The sequence below is a fragment of the Streptomyces recifensis genome (genome assembly GCF_002154615.1).
Taxonomy (GTDB): Bacteria; Actinomycetota; Actinomycetes; order Streptomycetales; family Streptomycetaceae; genus Streptomyces; species Streptomyces griseoluteus.
In genome coordinates this window covers 13,261-29,587 of sequence record NZ_MUNH01000119.1, presented here as the reverse complement: position 1 = coordinate 29,587, position 16,327 = coordinate 13,261, and the positions used below count along the sequence as shown (strand labels likewise).

The window sequence follows — 16,327 nt, the reverse complement described above, 5'->3', positions numbered from 1 at the left end:
GTCCGGGAGGGCCCGCGCAATGCCTCGGCAAAGGAATTCAGATACGAGACGGTGCCGTATTGGAATGGGCATACGATCGGGCACATGACAACCTCCCCTGCCCCCCGGATACCGGAAGCCGTGCACCGGCGCCGCTGGGCGATCCTCGGCGTGCTGATGCTGAGCCTGCTCATCGTGGTGCTCGACAACTCGATCCTGAACGTCGCCATCAAGACCATCGCCACCCCGGCGCCCACCGGTCTCGGCGCCACGCAGAGCGAGATCGAGTGGGCGATCAACTCGTACACCCTGGTCTTCGCCGGCCTGCTCTTCACCGCCGGGCTCATCGGTGACCGGCTCGGCCGCAAGAAGGTGCTGCTCGGCGGGCTGGTGGTGTTCGGCATCGGTTCGGCGCTGGCCGCCGAGTCCGGCTCGCCGGGCCAGCTGATCACCTACCGCGCCGTGATGGCCCTCGGTGCCGCCTTCGTCATGCCCGCGACCCTGGCCGTGCTGATGAACGTCTTCGAGCGCTCGGAGCAGCCCAAGGCCATCGGCATCTGGGCGGGCGGGGTCGGCCTCGCCATCGCCATCGGCCCGATCACCGGCGGCGCGCTGCTGGACCACTTCTGGTGGGGCTCGGTCTTCCTGATCAACGTGCCCATCGTGCTGGTCGCCCTCGCCCTGATGGTCTGGCTGGTCCCCGACTCCCGCGACCCGAAGCCCGGCCGCCTGGACCCCGTCGGCGTGGTGCTCTCCGTGCTCGGCCTGGTGCTGCTGGTCTACGGCATCATCAAGGGCGGCGAGCTGGCCGACTTCACCGACGCCAAGGTGCTGGCCACCATCATCGCCGGTGTCGTCGTGCTGATCGGCTTCGTGGTCCACGAGAAGCGCAGCGACCACCCCTCGCTGGACGTGACCTACTTCCGCAACAAGGTCTTCTCGGCCGCCATGGCCGCCATCGCGCTGGTCTTCTTCGCGCTGATGGGTGTCACGTTCTTCGGCGTCTTCTACACCCAGAGCGTGCGCGGCTACTCCCCGCTGGAGTCCGGCCTGCTGATGCTGCCGCTGGCCGCCGCCCAGATGATCTTCGCGCCGCGCGCCCGGCTGCTGGTCGACCGGTTCGGCAACCGGGCCACCACCACCGCGGGCATGCTGCTGATCGCCGCCACCCTGGCCGCGTTCGCGGGCTTCGAGGCCGACACGCCGATCTGGCTGCTGGAGGTCGTGTTCTTCCTCATGGGCACCGGCATGGCGCACATCATGACCCCGACCTCGGTCGTCATCATGCAGGCCCTGCCCCGCGAGAAGGCGGGCTCGGCCTCCGCGCTCAGCAACACCTTCCGCCAGGTCGGCGGCGCCCTCGGCATCGCCGTGCTCGGCTCGGTGCTCGCCACCTCCTACCGGGGCGGCATCGAGGGCAGCCTCGGCGCGCTGCCGCCCGGCCTGCGCGACACCGCGGGCGAGTCCATCGAGGCCACCCTCGGCATCGCGGAGAAGCTCGGCCCGCGCGGCCAGGCCCTGGTCACGCCCGCCTACGACGCCTTCCTGCACGCCATGCACGTCACCGCCCTGTGGGGTACGGGCGTGGCGCTGATCGGGGCCGTCGTCGTCGCCGTGTTCCTGCCGGGCAGGACCCCGGCCGCCGAGGCCGGCGAGCGCGAGCCGGAACTGATCAGCACCGGCGACTGAGTACCGGTACCCGGCGGGGGGAGGCTGCCGCTGCGGGAGAATCTTCCGCAGCACACCGAGAGGACGAGACGTGAGCCTTGCCGCAGACCGGCCCGCGCAGCCCGCCCCCGCCCGGGGCAGGCCCCGCAGCGAGGCCGTGGAGCGCGCCATCATCGAGGGCGTGATGAAGCTCCTGGAGGACGGCGTACCGCTGGCCGACCTCTCCATCGAGCGGGTCGCCCGTACCGCCGGGGTCGGCAAGGCCACCATCTACCGCCGGTGGAGCGGCAAGGAGGAGCTGTTCGTCGACGTCCTGCGCACCGCCGAACCCCCCGACCCGGAACTGCCCGGCACCTCCATGCGCGACGACCTCGTCGTCCTGCTGGAGACCCTGCGCCGCCGGGGGCTGGCCAGCCGGTCCTCGGCGATCATGCACAACGTCTACGTGCAGGCGAAGTGCAGCCCCCGCATCTGGGCCGCCTACGAGGCGAGCGTCATAGCGCCCCGCCGGGCCCTCGCGCTGGACGTGCTGCGCCGGGGCCAGCGCGACGGCGAGCTCCGTACCGACATCGACCCGGAACTGGCCAACGACATGTTCGTCGGCGCCATGCTCGTCCGCACCGTCCTGCGCCCCGACGCCGACCTCCCCGAGGGGCTCGCGGAGGAGATCGTCGACACGCTGCTCGCCGGCCTACGGCCCGTCAGGTCCCCGGCGCGGTAGCCCGGATGTGCGTGTTTCGTCACAGAAACCCTCCGTGCAGGGGCTTCTCGGAACTGATGGCGCCGCCTCGCACGTCCTCGTCTTCCGAACGGCCGTCATGGGACGGCGGAACGGAACCCGGCATCCCCTAGGGTCGTACACACACACGGGGGGATGACGGAGTGCACGGCAGGCAGTGAGGCACGGTATGGCGCAGCAGGCGTACATGACGGAGACGGACAACGGCGGCTCGGGGCCCGAGCGACCAGTGTCGCGGCTTCGGCGCCTGGCGCACCGCCTGTTCGGCGGCTGGCGCGGCGATCCCCGCATCTGGCGCCGGGGGCTGGTCACCGCCGCGCTCGCGCTGCTGCTGGCGCTGGTGATGGTGGTCCACTCGCGCATCCCGAACCGGCTCGGCAACCTGGGCAGCCTGATCGAGACCTTCCTGCCCTGGCTGGGCCTGGCGATCCCGGTGCTGCTGGTGCTCGGCCTCGTCCGCCGCTCCGCCACCGCGCTGATCGCGGTGCTGCTCCCGGCGATCGTCTGGCTGAACCTGTTCGGCGGGCTGCTGCTCTCCGACAAGTCGGGCACCGGCGGCGACCTGGTCGTGGCCACCCACAACGTGAACGCCGACAACCCGGACCCGGCCGCCACCGCCCGCGACGTCTCCGCCTCCGGCGCCGACATGGTCGCGCTGGAGGAACTGCCCGCCTCCGCCGTGCCGGTGTACTCCACCGCGCTCAGGGCCACGTACCCCTACCACTCGGTGGTCGGCACGGTCGGGCTGTGGAGCAAGTACCCGATGAGCCAGGTCGAGCCGGTCGACATCAAGCTCGGCTGGAAGCGGGCGATGCGCGCCACGGTCTCCACGCCGCACGGCCTGGTCGCGGTGTACGTCGCCCACCTGCCCTCGGTGCGGGTGAAGCTGGAGGCCGGGTTCACCGCCCGGCAGCGCGACAGGAGCGCCGACGCGCTCGGCGAGGCCATCGCGGACGAGACCCTCACCCGCGTCGTGCTGCTCGGCGATCTGAACGGCACGATGAACGACCGCTCGCTCAACGCCGTGACCTCCCAGCTCCGCTCCACGCAGGGCGCGGCGGGCAGCGGATTCGGCTTCAGCTGGCCGGCCGCGTTCCCGATGGCGCGGATCGACCAGATCATGGTCAAGGGCGTCGAGCCGGAGAGCTCCTGGACCCTGCCGCGCACCAACAGCGACCATCTCCCGGTGGCGGCTCGTGTGAAGCTCGACATGCCGTCGTAACCCGCAGGAATACTGGCCTTGAAAGAGTTTGTTCCGTACGGGAACATAGAAGATTCCCCCTGAGCCCTGTACGGCACTTTCGTTCTGAGAGGTCCCCTCATGCCCCTGGCCCTGCTCGCCCTTGCCGTGGGCGCCTTCGGCATCGGTACCACCGAGTTCGTGATGATGGGCCTGCTGCCCGACGTCGCGGACGACCTGCACATATCCATCCCGACCGCCGGGCACCTGGTCTCGGCGTACGCGCTCGGCGTGGTCATCGGCGCTCCGCTGCTGGCCGCGGTCACCGCCCGGATGTCCCGCCGCACGGTGCTGATCGGCCTGATGGCCGTGTTCGTCGCGGGCAACGCGCTCTCCGCGTTCGCCCCCGGTTACGAGTCCCTGCTCGCCGCCCGTTTCCTGAGCGGCCTGCCGCACGGCGCCTTCTTCGGCGTCGGCGCGGTCGTCGCCACCGGCATGGTCGCGCCGGAGCGCAAGGCACGCTCGGTCTCCCTGATGTTCCTCGGGCTGACCGTCGCCAACGTGGCGGGCGTGCCCGTGGCCACCCTGATGGGCCAGCACATGGGCTGGCGGGCCACCTTCCTCGGGGTCAGCGCCATCGGTCTGGCCGCGATAGCCGCGCTCGCCCTGCTCATACCGCGCGACCACACCCACGCCACCTCGGCGGGGCTGCGCCACGAGCTGGCCGCGCTGAAGTCCCTGCCGGTCTGGCTGGCGCTCGGTACGACGGTCGCGGGCTTCGGCGCGCTCTTCGCCGCGTACAGCTACGTCACCCCGATGCTGACCGACTCCGCCGGGTTCGCCCCCGCCAGTGTGACGCTGCTGCTCGCGCTGTTCGGCGTCGGCGCCACCGCGGGCAACCTGCTGGGCGGGCGCCTCGCCGACCACGCGATGCGGGGCACGCTGTTCGGCGGCCTGGCCGCGCTCGGCGTCGTCCTCGCGCTCTTCCCGCTGCTGATGCGCGCCGAGTGGAGCGCGGCGCTCGGGGTGGCCCTGCTCGGCATGGCCGCCTTCGTCACCGGCTCCCCCCTCCAGCTCATGGTCATGGAGAAGGCCGCCGCGGCCCCCTCCCTCGCCTCCTCCGCCAACCAGGCCGCCTTCAACCTGGCGAACGCCGGCGGCGCGTGGATCGGCGGGCTGGCCCTGGCGGCGGGCTTCGGCGCGACCTCGCCCGCGCTGGCGGGTGCGCTGCTCGCCGTCCTCGGCCTGGGTGTCGCGGGCGTCGCGTACGGGGTGGACCGGCGACGGGCGTCCGCGCCTGCGGGCCGGCTCGTGGCGGCGCACGTTCCTGAGGCGCAGGAGACGGTGCACCGCTGAGGTCCGCCCGCCGGCGGCCTGAGACCCCGTTCATCCCTGTCCGCAGGGGATGGACGGGGTCTCTCGCGTGCCTGGTCAGACCGGCCACGCGTCCTCGGGGTCGTCCAGCCACGCGAGCTGACCGCCGTCCGCGCGGACGGTGAGACCGAACCGCTCGATGCCCGGTCGTCCGGCATCCCTCCACCAGTCGATGGCCTGCGAGACCTCGTCCCAGAGCGGCCGTGGCCCGGCCTGCCACACGTCAGCATCATGGCCGTCGCGCAGCATGACGCAGGCCCATGAGCGGTCCGTGAGCCCGTAGAACCAGACCGGCCGCGACCCGTCCCGCTTCGCCGCCACGGCCTGGTGACAGCGGGGCACCCTCAGCCCGAGGACGAACGCGGCCGCATCGAAACGACCTGCGCCGAGCAGATCGGCCTCGGTCACCTCCGTCTTGGTGTGCTCGGCGGAGTCCACGCCGTTCGGGACGTACGCCTCGTGGCCGGGGAAGAGGAGCCGCTGAGCGCGTAGCTTCATGAACTCCGCCGGGCCGACGAACTCCCCGCTCGCCTCGCCATCGGCGACTTCGAGCCGGACGATCGCGTCCGCGTTGCTGTAGTGCGTCCCCCAGGGTGCGACGATCAGGCCGCCCTCGCGGGTCTGCTCCATCCACGCCGGCGGCAGCTTCCGGACCCCTGCGGTGACGATGACGCGGTCGAACGGCGCCCCGGACGGATCGCCGAGCGCGCCGTCCCGCGTGACCACCGTCCCCAGTAGACCCGCCGCCGCCAGCCGTTCGCGGGCGGCGTTCGCGACCTGCGGGTCGATCTCGATGCTCGTGACATTTCCCGCGCCGAGCCGGGCCGCGAGCAGGCCCGCGTTCCATCCGGTGCCGGTCCCGATCTCCAGCACGCGGTCGCCGGGACGTACGTCCAGCGCGGCCAGCATCCGGAAGACGACCGTGGGCATCGAGGCGGAAGAGGTCGGCACTCCACCAGGGCCGCCGCCCTTCCCGTCGTCCCACTGGGTAACGACGGGAACGTCCGCACAGGCGTATCTCTCCCAGGTCTCCGGCTCGGTATGCCGGTCCACCCGCGTGCTCTCACCGCTGGCCATGTCATGCGCCCAGAAGACCTCGGGCAGGAAGCCCGAGCGGGGCACCGCGGAGAGAGCGGACGACCAGTCCGGGGTCGTGGCCCCGGACGCCGTGAGGGAACGGGCCAGCGCGGCCCGCTCCCCCGACACATCGGCGGGTGCCATCAGCCCGCGAACCTAGGGCCACCGTCGGGCGACGGCGGGGTCGGCGGCACGGGCCAGGGCTGCCCAGGCAGCTTGTCGCCGCCTTCTCCTCCGCCGGCGACCAGCAGGTACGTCATGGGAGATCTCCTTCGTCTCGACATCGTGGGGCCGTCCCGGCGGACACCGGAAGGGGTGAGGCCGTTCTGCCGAACTCGGCACAACGGAGTTCAGAGGCGCGCCAGTCACAGCGCGCGGAGCGTGACCTCCCCGCGTTGCCACATCGCAGGACAGACGTCACCGGCGTGCAGGAAGCTGTAGTACGGCGCGTTCGACACGGGTCCGCTCCAGCGGTACGGCATGACCAGCGGCTCGGCGAGGCGTACGGCCTGCCGACAGCGCAGGCATGTCACCTCGTCCGTACCCACGGCGTGATCGTGGGCCGCGGTGTACGCCTCCGCAATGGGCAGGCTGTCCGCGCCCCGCCGGACGGCACAGGCGGAGCAGGACTCGACGTGGACGGCCCAGTCCAGGTAGGCGGCGACCTTGGCACGACGCTTCGTCCAGCACGTCCCGCAGGCGCGGCAGCCCAGTCCGGGGACCGGGTCCAGCGCCTCCAAGTCATGCGCGCCCTGGCACCAGAGGCACGCGTCACCGGCCCGTTGGGCGCCGGTCATGTCCGACAGGCTGGGCGCTTCGACCATCAGCACGGTCTGCCCGAGCCATTCCGGGACCGGGGTGAAGTCGGACTCAGCACTCATCGAGCCGCTCCCGGCATCCGGTGCACCGGGCACTGGCAGGGCGCCATCGAGCCGCTCATCAGCTCCGTCGGCCGTCGGTCCATGTCGTGCGGGATGGAGACCGTGGCGCGGGGTGCAGTGACCATGCCTCCCCGCGTGACCGTGTAGACCTTGATCGTCAACTTGGGGTGTGGTGTACGTGCGCGGGCCGGGACGGCACCGTTCTCCATGTTTGCGCTCCCTTCCAGATTCACGGGGCGCGGGAGCGGGCTTACGCTGCCGTAGCGTGCGTACTGCCCGCAGTTGGCGTTTCTCATCTGCCGCGTCTCGCGCTTGGAACAGATGGTGGAGGCCGGAGCAGCCCACAAGTACCCCACCGAGGGGTATCGGGGAGACCGTCAAGAAGCGGCGCACCACTCGGCGAAGCTGGTGAGCGATTCGGCATCCGCGCGCTTCAGCCGGCGGAGCACCGCAGCGTCCTGGCGTACCCACGGGTGTTCACGAGTGTGCTGCGGGGCGATGTCCCGGGCGGTCCGCAGAGAAGCGAAGGCGTGGTCGGCCAGACCGGACCACAATTGCGCACGGCCCAGTTCGATGTGGAACCCGCTCCGCCGTTCGGCGGGAAGGTCTGTCGGCGGTCTCCACTCACGGGCGACGTCCAAGGCGCGGGTCAGGTGGTCACCGCCGAGGCTCACCGCCACGGACACTTCGTGGGCACGTACCGAGTCCGGACCGAAGGCGGTACCGCAGTAGATCCCCTCGGGCAGCCGGTCAGCCAGTGAACGCGCCTCCGCCAGATGCAGTTGGGCTGCCGAGGCGTCGGCCGCGCGCCCCGCGATGACGGCGGCCCGCATGTGCAGGGCGCCACGCACCGCTGCCTGCCTGGTGCTGCCCGGCGGCGGCGCCGTGTCGATCGCGTTCTCAAGGGCGCGCAGGCCGGACGTGTGCGCACGGGCGGCGAAGTAGGTCTCCGTACGTACATACGCGAGGGTGGCGGTCATGAGCGGGTCCTCCGCCTCGACCGTGGCCCAGCGCATGAGGTCGATCAGGCGGGCACTCAGATCGTGAGCGCCGAACTTGTAGGCCATGGCATCGGCGGAGCGGTAGGCCCGCACGAGCAGCCGCGCCAGCTCGGTACGGTCGGCCCCGGATGCCCGGTGGTATGCGCGGGCCAGTTCGGCGAGCAGGTCGGGCAGGCACCGCGCGATGCGCGTGTACTGCGCGGCCACACGCCAGCGGGCCGCCTCGCTCACCGCGACGCGCAGAGCACTCAGCGGGCGCGCCGGGCCGTCCTCCGGCAGGTCGTACGTGGCGATGGCGGCCGACAAGGCGGGCAGCGCGGCGCGCACGGACGTGCGGGTCGGCTCGGGGTCGAACCGCAGCACGGCCACGGCCACTCCCATGGCGTCGGCAAGCGCTTCCAGCATGTCCGCGCCGGGATTGCGCTCCCCTCGCTCCAGCTTGCGCACCGTACCCAGGGAAGCGCCGGCCGCATCGGCAAGCTGTTGCTGGGTCATCCGTGCCACCCGGCGTTGATAGGCGATCCGTTCACCCACACCGGAACGGGCAAGTGCGTCCACATTTACTCCAGTTCGACTGATCCGAACCGAACGGTACTCGCGTGGAGGTACCCGAGCAGGCGAACGGTCACACTCGACCGGCGGGGACGTCTCGTCGCCTCAGGGGCCAATCACGTCAAGCAGGTCCATCAGGCTGTCGATCCGCCAGTCGGCCGCCGCGGCCGCGTCCTGGTCGGCCCACAAGTGGCCCCATGGGCCCCGGCGCAGGTGGGCGGTTCGGAGGCCGGCTGTGGATGCCGGGCCGATGTCGTTCGCCGGGTGGTCGCCGACGTAAAGGGTTCGTTCGGCGGGGGCCTGGGCGACTTCGAGGACCCGGTGGAAGAACTCGGGCTGGGGCTTCGCCACCCCCCAGTCTTCCGATGTCGCGATGATGTCGGCCGGGAGATCCAGGTCACGCAGCAGTTGCCCGGCGCGGGTGGTCTGATTACCGGCGATGACGACGCGTACTCCTGCTCGGCGGAGCGCTGTCAGCGCCGGGCGGACATCGTCGTAGAGGTCCATCTCATCGAGGTGCTCGCCGAGGCCGGCCGCCTCGCGCGCGGCGTACTCGGCCGCCAGGTCGATGCCGGGACGCAGGAGCCGCAGGGCATCCGCGTTGTCCCGCCCCTGGGCGACCACGGCTCCGACGAGCGCGGACAGGGTATGGCGCGGCACGCCGAGCCAGTCGGCCCAGGACGCCCAGTACCGGTCGTCACGGACGAGCGTCTCGCCGACATCGAACACCACGGTCTCCATCACGTGGGCACCCTAGGGGACGGTCTTCGGTCTGGCGTACCCCCTCAAGCGAGCGGTGGCACTCGGTTAAGGATGCGGCTTCTCGCCCCTCGCCAGCATCGCCACGTACTTCTCGATCCGGCGGGCCCGGGTCTCGGGCTTCTTGGCGTCCTGGACCCGGTACAGGATCGCGTAGCGGTTCTGCCGGTCCAGAGTCTCGAAGAACTCCGCAGCGGCCGGTTCGGCGGTGAGGGCCGCCATGAGGTCCTCCGGCACCGTGGCGGTCCTCACGCCGTCGTAGGCCGCCTCCCAGCGGCCGTCCGCCTTCGCGCGGTCGACCTGGGCCTGTCCCGGCGGACGCATCCGGCCCTGCGCGATCAGGGCGGCCACCTTCTCCCGGTTGACCTTGGACCACTTGCTGCGCGGGGTGCGCGGGGTGAACCGCTGGAGCCACCACTGCTCGTCCACCTTGGCCTTCTGGCCGTCGATCCAGCCGTAGCAGAGCGCCACGTCGAGCGCCTTGGCGTAGTCCAGCGCGACGATTCCGGGGCCCTTCTTGCGCAGCTTGAGCCAGATGCCGGGCGAGACGGCGTGGTTCTCGCCGAGCCATGCCTCGAACGCCTCGGCGGATTCGAACGCGACGATCTCCAGATCCTGAGTCACCCCAGCAGCGAACCACACCCGTCTGATCGTCGTGACGTGTTCGGGCGCGGCCGGCGCTCGGCAGGGCGGTCGAGGACACCGCCGTGGGCCGCGGATGGACCGGCGTGGAGGGACGCGCGCGCTCCGCCTGCCGCTGGTGGCCCCTCACTGGTGGAGGTGCCTGCCATCATCGCTGTCATGGAGATACACATCGCACCAGCCGGGGTGGCTGACTTTCACCAGGTACTGACGGATCACGTCCGTTACTGGGGCGAACGCGATCTCCGGTCGCTGCACCTCCTGGCGCTGGTGCAGGAGTTCGGTTCGACCTGCCTGGTCGCCCGCGCCCAGGATGGAATCCGGGCGTACATCTTCGGGTTCGTCACGCCGGACGGCACCGGTTACGTGCATCTGGTCGCCACCCGGGACGACGCCCGCGGCACCGGTCTCGGGCGTCGTCTCTACACGGCGTTCGCCGAAGCGGCGGAAGATCAGGGTGCACAGCGGTTGAAGGCGATCACGTCGACCGGGAACAGCGGCTCGATCGCCTTCCATCGCAGCCTCGGCTTCACCGCGAAGGTCGTCGACGACTACAACGGCCCCGGCCTGGCCATGGCCGTCTTCCACCGGGATCTGCCGCTCGACGTCTCGTGATCCTGGCCGAGGACGGCCGTCAACGGGTGGGCGCGACGTACTGCTCCGACGACAACGCGAATACCCGCACCCGCCGATCGCAGGTGGGATGGACAGTCGCCCGGACCGGCCGCATCCCCAGTTTGGTCATGATCCGCTCAGAGGCGTCGTTGCCCACTTGAGCGATGCTGACGAGCCGTTCGAGCCCTCGCTCCTCAAACCCGAACCGCACCGCGGCCACAGCGGCCTCGGTGGCGAGGCCCTGCCCCCAGTGGGAACGTCCCAGCCGCCAGCCGACCTCGACCGCCGGCAGGATCTCCGGCAGGAAGCGGGGCACCGACAGGCCGGTGAACCCGGCCAGCTCGCCGGTGGACCGGATCTCCACGGCGAACAGACCGAAGCCCTCCGACTCCCACTCGCTCTCCCAGGCCCGGATCCCGAAGCGGGTCTGCTCCCCGTCACGGACGCTGCCGTCACGGATCCACCGCATGACCACGGGGTCGGCGTTCACGGCAGCCATCGGCGCGACGTCTTCCTCGCGCCAGCGACGCAGGATCAAGCGGGGAGTCTTGAGCGTGACCATCCAGCCATCCTGGATCACGAAGGGGCTCTCTGACACCCTCCCCGCCCCGCGGGACAGGGTGTCGGCGGCGCTGTCGGCCGTCTGTCGGCGGATTGTCGGTGCCCCCTGGCACAGTCCTCCCCATGACGCGAATCGATGAGAACCCCGGCGGTGGCCGTTCCGCCGTGTCCGTGCGGGGGATGGTCAAGCACTACGGCGAGACCAAGGCGCTGGACGGGGTGGATCTGGAGGTCCGGGAGGGGACCGTGATGGGGGTGCTCGGGCCGAACGGCGCCGGGAAGACCACCCTCGTACGGATTCTGTCGACCCTGATCACCCCTGACGCCGGCGAGGCGCTCGTGGCCGGGTACGACGTGGTGCGGCAGCCGCGGCAGTTGCGCCGGGTGATCGGGCTGACCGGGCAGTACGCCTCGGTGGACGAGAAGCTGCCCGGCTGGGAGAACCTGTACATGATCGGCCGGCTGCTGGACCTGTCCCGCAAGGACGCCCGCGCCCGCGCCGACGAGCTGCTGGAGCGTTTCTCCCTGACCGAGGCCGCCAAGCGCCCCGCCTCCACGTACTCCGGCGGCATGCGGCGCCGCCTGGACCTGGCCGCCTCCATGATCGGCCGCCCGCAGGTGCTGTTCCTGGACGAGCCGACCACCGGCCTCGACCCCCGGACCCGCAACGAGGTCTGGGACGAGGTCAAGGCGATGGTCGGCGAGGGCGTGACCGTGCTGCTCACCACCCAGTACATGGAGGAGGCCGAGCAGCTCGCCTCCGAGCTGACGGTGGTGGACCGGGGCAAGGTCATCGCCGGCGGCCGGATCGAGGAGCTGAAGGCGAAGGTCGGCGGCCGCACCCTGCGTGTACGTCCCATCGACCCGCTCCAGCTGGAGCCGCTCGCCACCACGCTGGACGAGCTGGGCATCACCGGTCTGGCCACCACCACCGTGGACCACCCGACCGGCACCCTGCTGGTGCCGATCCTCAGCGACGAGCAGCTCACCGCCGTCGTCGGCGCGGTCACCGCGCGCGGCATCACCATTTCCTCCATCGTCACCGAACTCCCCAGCCTGGACGAGGTGTTCCTCTCGCTCACCGGCCACCGCGCCAGTGCCCCGCAGGACGCCACGCCCGCCGATTCCCGCGAAGAGGTCGCCGTATGAGCGCCACCACGACCGTCCCGCCCGTAGCGCCGGCGGATTCCCGCATCACCCTGCGCGGTCATCTGCGGCACACCGGCGCCCTCGTCCGCCGCAACCTGCTGTGGATCAAGCAGGACCCGGAGTCGATGTTCGACGCGCTGCTGATGCCCGTCGTCTTCACCCTGCTGTTCGTGTTCGTCTTCGGCGGCTCCATCGGCCAGGCCCTCGGCGGCGGCCAGGACCAGTACGTGCAGTACGTCATCCCCGGCATGCTGGCGATGATGAGCATGACGATGTCGCAGGGCGTCGGCACCGGCTTCAGCCAGGACTTCAACAGCGGGGTCATGGACCGGTTCCGCTCGCTGCCCATCGGCCGTGGCTCGGTGCTGTTCGCCAAGCTCGCGGTGGAGCTGGGCCGGATGCTCTTCGCCACGGCCGTGCTGATGGTCGTCGCCGTGCTGGTCGGCTTCGACATCACGAGCTGGCCGGGCCTGTTCGCCACCGTGGGACTGGCCACACTGTTCGCGTCCTCGATCATGTGGGTCTTCCTCACCCTGGGCGTGGTGATGAAGAGCGCGCAGTCCGTGCAGGCGATGGGCTTCCTGGTGCTGTTCCCGCTCCAGTTCGGCTCGTCCATCTTCGCGCCGACCAAGTCGATGCCCGGCTGGCTCCAGGCGTTCACCGACTACAACCCGCTGTCCACGCTCGCCGACGCGGCGCGCGGTCTGATGGTCGGCGGCCCGGTCGCCCACGACCTGTGGGTCACGGTCGGCTGGTCGGTGGCGATCACCGCGGTGATGGCACCGGTCGCCATCCACAAGTTCCGCACCAAGACCTGACATTCACAGGTGCGCGGGGCACCGCGTCACACCAGGGCGGTGGCCTCCACGAGGGAGAGGCCACCGCCTTCGGCGTACGCGGCGCGGAACGCCGTCTCGCCGAGCACTTCACGGATTCGGGCCGCGGTACGGTCGTACGCCCGCTGCTCCACCTGCGGCCGCAGATGCCCCTCCGGCATCAGCGCCGACGAGGCGCCCAGGCAGCGGGCGGCGTCCAGGGCGCGGGAACCGTCGGGGACGAGGGCCAGGGCGAGCGCCGCGACGGTCAGGCAGACGGTCGGCATCTGCGGGACGACCACCTCGCACAGCGAGTCGCCGGCCAGGTCCAGCGCCCGGCGCACACCCTCCAGCGCGCGCTCGGAGTGCCCTTCCTCGGCGTCCAGCCAGGCTTCCTGGGCCAGGATCATGGTGTCGAAGACGATGAACCGGGAGAGCACGAACTCCTCGCGCAGCAGGGTGAGCTGGGTACGTGCCTCGGCGGTGCGCCCGGTGACCAGGAGCCAGGACGCCAGATGCAGCCGGGCGACCGGCATGGCCTCGCTGTGTCTGCCGTCCAGTTCGTGCACGACCTCCTGCAGCAGCCGTTCGCCCCGCTCCTCGTCCCCCGCCTCCAGCAGCACGTTGCCGAGGCGGGCGCCGAGGACGGCCATCTGGGCGCGGGCCCCGAGGTGTTCGGCGTGCGCCTTGGCGCCCTCGTAGTCGGCGGCGGCCTGGCGGTACATGCCCTTGCGCTCATGGGCCTCGCCGCGCGCGGACAGCGCCTCGGCCAGCCCCCAGTCGTCACCGAGGCGCCGGTAGATCTCCAGCGCCTCGTCCGCGTCGCGGGTGGCGTCGCCCGCCCAGGTGGCCCGGTTGGCCAGCAGGTTGGCGCGGGTCTGGAGGGCGCCCGCCAGCTCCCACTCGTAGCCGGGCGTCTCCCGGCAGGTGCGCACGGTGGCGTCGGTGATCTCGGGCAGCCGGCTCACGCCGTGGACGAGCATCTCGGCGAACCACCAGAGCATGCCGGGCGAGCGGCAGGTCTGCGGCAGGCCGGGGCGGTAGACCTCGGTGACGACGGTCAGCTTGTCCCGCGCCGCCGGGCTCTGCCACGCCTCCATGTCGGTGTCCATGCAGGCCAGATGGGCCAGGTGCAGCCCGCGCCGGGCCTCGGCGAGGTCCTCGCCGGTGAGCGGGGGCGGGGTCTCGGTGCTGCGCCGCCACACCGGCTCGGCGGGCGCGGCCGGTTCCGCGAAGGGGTCGGGGCCGAGCGCCATGACCTCCTCGCACCAGGCCCGTACCTCCATGCGCTGGTCGCGCATCTGCCAGTACCAGAGCAGGGACAGCACCATGCACAGCCCCTCCTGCTCGTCGCGCAGGGCGACGGCGTGCCGGAGGGCGGTGCGCAGGTTCTCGTACTCCACCTGGATGCGGTCGATCGCCTCGCGCTGGTGACGGCCGCGCAGCAACGGGTCGGTGGTGCGGGCCAGTTCGCGGTAGTAGGTGAGGTGGGCGCGTTCGGCGGCGGCGCGCTCCCCGCTCTCGTCCAGCCGTTCGGCGGCGTACTCGGCGACGGTCTCCAGCAGCCGGTAACGCATGCCGGAACCGACGGAAGGGGCCGCCACCACCAGGGACTTGTCGACCAGGGAGCCGAGCGTGTCCAGCGCGACGGGCCCGCAGACGGCCTCGGCGGCGGCCAGGTCGCAGCCGCCCGCGAACACCGACAGCTTGCCCAAAACCTCGCGTTCGCCGGCGTCGAGCAGGTCCCAGGACCAGTCGACCACCGCGCGCAGGGTCTGCTGGCGGGGCAGGACGGTGCGGCTGCCGGAGGTGAGCAGCCGGAACCGGTCGTCCAGCCGGTCCGCGATCTGTCGGGGCGTCAGCATGCGCAGCCGGGCGGCCGCCAGCTCGATGGCCAGCGGCAGGCCGTCCAGGCGGTGGCAGATCTCGGCGCAGGCCTCGGGGTCGTCGGCCACCGTGAAGCCGGGGCGGGCGGCCGCGCCGCGGTGGCCGAGCAGCCGCAGGGCGACCGGCTCGGGCAGCGGCTCGACCGGGCGCAGCAACTCCCCCGGTACGCCGAGGGGTTCACGGCTGGTGGCCAGGACGGTGAGGTACGGGCAGTCGGCCAGCAGGCGCTCGGCGAGCCGGGCGGCGGCGTCCACGACGTGCTCGCAGTTGTCCAGGATGATCAGCATCCGGCGCCGCCCGCAGTGCTCCACCAGCCGCGCGACGGGGTCGCCCCAGCGGTCGGAGGCGGCGCGCACGCTGTCGACGCCCGCGCCGTGCAGCACGGTCTCGCGGGCGCCGATGGCGGTGAGCACGGCCTGTGGTACGGCGTCGGGGTCGTCCACGGGCGCCAGTTCGGCGAGCCAGGCCCCGTCGGGCACGGTGTCCCGGACCGCCTCGGCGGCCTCGATGGAGAGCCGGGTCTTGCCCGCCCCGCCGGGCCCGAGCAGCGTGACCAGCCGGGAGCCGGAGAGGTCGGCGCCGATGGCATCGATGTCGGACTCCCGGCCGACGAACGAGGTCAGCCGGGCGGGCAGGTTGCCCGGCGCGGGCCGGTGCGCGGCAGAAGCGGCGGGAGTGACGAGGGCGGGCGCCACCGGTTCGGGCCCGGTGTCGGCCAGCAGCTCGGCGTGCAGCGCGCGCAGCTCGGCGCCGGGGTCGGAGCCCAGCCGGTCGGCGAGGAGCTGCCGTACGTCCTCGTAGGCGGCCAGGGCCCGGGCGGTGCGGCCGGTGTCGCGCAGGGCGCGCAGCCGCAGGGCCTGGAGGGGCTCGTCCAGGGGGTGCTCGTCGCACAGCGCGGCCAGCTCGGGCAGGGAGGACTCGGCGTGCCCGAGGGCGAGCGCGGCGGTGTGCCGGGCGCGCAGCGCGTCCAGCCGGCGGGTCTCCCAGCGGGCGGCGTCGGCGGTCCGGTCGGGCAGGTCGGCGAGGACGGGACCGCGCCACAGGGCGAGGGCGTCGTCGAGCAGGGCGGCGGCCTTGGCGGGGTCGGCGTCGTCGAGGGCGCGGCGGCCGTCGCCGGTGAGCCGGTCGAAGCGGGCGAGGTCCACGTCGTCCGGGGCGGCGGTGAGCCGGTACCCGCCGTCGACGGAGGCGACCGCGTCCGCCCCGAGGGCCCGGCGCAGCCGCCCGACGAGCGCCTGGAGGGCACCCGGCGCGTCGGCGGGCGGGGCGGCCCCCCACACCTCGTCGACCAGCACCCCGGCCGGTACGGTCCGCCCCGCGCGCAGCGCGAGCACCGTCAGCAGGGCGCGCAGCCGCGCCCCGCCGACGGGGACGGAGGTGCCGTCCGGACGGAGGGCCTGGGTGGTGCCGAGAAGCCGATAGCGCACGGGGTCCATTGTCCCTGGGGA

General features: G+C 72.0%; 15 protein-coding genes. 7 read left to right on the top strand and 8 right to left on the bottom strand.

What is annotated here, in order from left to right; all coding sequences use genetic code 11:
* The first annotated feature begins 84 nt into the window (after positions 1-84).
* The 4 genes from CCN33_RS07780 to CCN33_RS07765 all read left to right on the top strand — a co-directional run bounded on the left by CCN33_RS07780 (position 85) and on the right by CCN33_RS07765 (position 4,922).
* A complete protein-coding gene (locus CCN33_RS07780) occupies positions 85-1,668 on the top strand; it encodes an MFS transporter (protein ID WP_208621679.1) in 1,584 nt (527 codons plus the stop codon).
* A 70-nt stretch (positions 1,669-1,738) separates the two neighbouring features.
* Positions 1,739-2,368: a TetR/AcrR family transcriptional regulator gene (locus CCN33_RS07775; protein WP_208621678.1), complete on the top strand. Its 630-nt coding sequence runs from the start codon at positions 1,739-1,741 to the stop codon at positions 2,366-2,368.
* 187 nt (positions 2,369-2,555) lie between these two features.
* On the top strand, positions 2,556-3,608 hold the full coding sequence (locus tag CCN33_RS07770) for an endonuclease/exonuclease/phosphatase family protein (RefSeq protein ID WP_086692575.1): 1,053 nt from the start codon (positions 2,556-2,558) through the stop codon (positions 3,606-3,608).
* A gap of 99 nt (positions 3,609-3,707) precedes the next feature.
* The gene (locus tag CCN33_RS07765; RefSeq protein ID WP_086692573.1) at positions 3,708-4,922 is read left to right on the top strand and encodes an MFS transporter; all 1,215 of its coding nucleotides are present in this window, start codon (positions 3,708-3,710) and stop codon (positions 4,920-4,922) included.
* 75 nt (positions 4,923-4,997) lie between these two features.
* Here CCN33_RS07765 and CCN33_RS07760 read toward each other — a convergent pair whose 3' ends face one another.
* From CCN33_RS07760 to CCN33_RS07735, 6 genes are all read right to left on the bottom strand, one after another.
* A complete protein-coding gene (locus tag CCN33_RS07760; RefSeq protein WP_086692571.1) occupies positions 4,998-6,161 on the bottom strand; it encodes a methyltransferase domain-containing protein in 1,164 nt (387 codons plus the stop codon).
* Between the two features lie 221 nt (positions 6,162-6,382).
* Entirely contained in the window at positions 6,383-6,898 is a 516-nt protein-coding gene (locus tag CCN33_RS07755; protein WP_086692569.1) for a hypothetical protein, read from the bottom strand.
* Positions 6,895-7,107 (bottom strand): hypothetical protein, encoded by a 213-nt coding sequence (locus tag CCN33_RS07750; RefSeq protein ID WP_086692567.1) that lies wholly within the window; start codon positions 7,105-7,107, stop codon positions 6,895-6,897. The genes CCN33_RS07755 and CCN33_RS07750 overlap by 4 nt, the downstream gene beginning before the upstream one ends.
* Before the next feature lie 168 nt (positions 7,108-7,275).
* A complete protein-coding gene (locus tag CCN33_RS07745) occupies positions 7,276-8,394 on the bottom strand; it encodes a helix-turn-helix domain-containing protein (RefSeq protein WP_086692565.1) in 1,119 nt (372 codons plus the stop codon).
* 162 nt (positions 8,395-8,556) lie between these two features.
* Complete coding sequence (locus CCN33_RS07740; RefSeq protein ID WP_392226891.1) at positions 8,557-9,192, bottom strand: HAD family hydrolase; 636 nt, start codon at positions 9,190-9,192, stop codon at positions 8,557-8,559.
* A 66-nt stretch (positions 9,193-9,258) separates the two neighbouring features.
* A complete protein-coding gene (locus tag CCN33_RS07735; RefSeq protein WP_244173721.1) occupies positions 9,259-9,834 on the bottom strand; it encodes a YdeI/OmpD-associated family protein in 576 nt (191 codons plus the stop codon).
* 177 nt (positions 9,835-10,011) lie between these two features.
* Here CCN33_RS07735 and CCN33_RS07730 point away from each other — a divergent pair, with 177 nt between their 5' ends.
* Positions 10,012-10,467: a GNAT family N-acetyltransferase gene (locus CCN33_RS07730; protein WP_086692559.1), complete on the top strand. Its 456-nt coding sequence runs from the start codon at positions 10,012-10,014 to the stop codon at positions 10,465-10,467.
* A 19-nt stretch (positions 10,468-10,486) separates the two neighbouring features.
* Here CCN33_RS07730 and CCN33_RS07725 read toward each other — a convergent pair whose 3' ends face one another.
* A complete protein-coding gene (locus tag CCN33_RS07725; RefSeq protein WP_086692617.1) occupies positions 10,487-11,029 on the bottom strand; it encodes a GNAT family N-acetyltransferase in 543 nt (180 codons plus the stop codon).
* Between the two features lie 122 nt (positions 11,030-11,151).
* Here CCN33_RS07725 and CCN33_RS07720 point away from each other — a divergent pair, with 122 nt between their 5' ends.
* A complete protein-coding gene (locus tag CCN33_RS07720) occupies positions 11,152-12,177 on the top strand; it encodes an ATP-binding cassette domain-containing protein (protein WP_167387790.1) in 1,026 nt (341 codons plus the stop codon).
* Entirely contained in the window at positions 12,174-12,995 is an 822-nt protein-coding gene (locus CCN33_RS07715; protein ID WP_086692556.1) for an ABC transporter permease, read from the top strand. Before CCN33_RS07720 ends, CCN33_RS07715 begins: the two co-directional genes overlap by 4 nt.
* 26 nt (positions 12,996-13,021) lie before the next feature.
* On the opposite strand, the gene CCN33_RS07710 is transcribed toward CCN33_RS07715, so the two are convergent.
* Complete coding sequence (locus tag CCN33_RS07710; RefSeq protein ID WP_086692554.1) at positions 13,022-16,315, bottom strand: AfsR/SARP family transcriptional regulator; 3,294 nt, start codon at positions 16,313-16,315, stop codon at positions 13,022-13,024.
* Positions 16,316-16,327: the final 12 nt, after the last annotated feature.

Bases quoted from the DNA above. Each gene is read 5' to 3' on its own strand.
- CCN33_RS07740 (WP_392226891.1), bottom strand. From the start codon at position 9,192: ATGGAGACCGTGGTGTTCGATGTCGGCGAGACGCTCGTCCGTGACGAC.
- CCN33_RS07725 (WP_086692617.1), bottom strand. From the start codon at position 11,029: ATGGTCACGCTCAAGACTCCCCGCTTGATCCTGCGTCGCTGGCGCGAG.
- CCN33_RS07770 (WP_086692575.1), top strand. From the start codon at position 2,556: ATGGCGCAGCAGGCGTACATGACGGAGACGGACAACGGCGGCTCGGGG.
- CCN33_RS07710 (WP_086692554.1), bottom strand. From the start codon at position 16,315: ATGGACCCCGTGCGCTATCGGCTTCTCGGCACCACCCAGGCCCTCCGT.
- CCN33_RS07730 (WP_086692559.1), top strand. From the start codon at position 10,012: ATGGAGATACACATCGCACCAGCCGGGGTGGCTGACTTTCACCAGGTA.
- CCN33_RS07720 (WP_167387790.1), top strand. From the start codon at position 11,152: ATGACGCGAATCGATGAGAACCCCGGCGGTGGCCGTTCCGCCGTGTCC.
- CCN33_RS07715 (WP_086692556.1), top strand. From the start codon at position 12,174: ATGAGCGCCACCACGACCGTCCCGCCCGTAGCGCCGGCGGATTCCCGC.
- CCN33_RS07765 (WP_086692573.1), top strand. From the start codon at position 3,708: ATGCCCCTGGCCCTGCTCGCCCTTGCCGTGGGCGCCTTCGGCATCGGT.
- CCN33_RS07760 (WP_086692571.1), bottom strand. From the start codon at position 6,161: ATGGCACCCGCCGATGTGTCGGGGGAGCGGGCCGCGCTGGCCCGTTCC.
- CCN33_RS07745 (WP_086692565.1), bottom strand. From the start codon at position 8,394: ATGACCCAGCAACAGCTTGCCGATGCGGCCGGCGCTTCCCTGGGTACG.
- CCN33_RS07780 (WP_208621679.1), top strand. From the start codon at position 85: ATGACAACCTCCCCTGCCCCCCGGATACCGGAAGCCGTGCACCGGCGC.
- CCN33_RS07750 (WP_086692567.1), bottom strand. From the start codon at position 7,107: ATGGAGAACGGTGCCGTCCCGGCCCGCGCACGTACACCACACCCCAAG.
- CCN33_RS07755 (WP_086692569.1), bottom strand. From the start codon at position 6,898: ATGAGTGCTGAGTCCGACTTCACCCCGGTCCCGGAATGGCTCGGGCAG.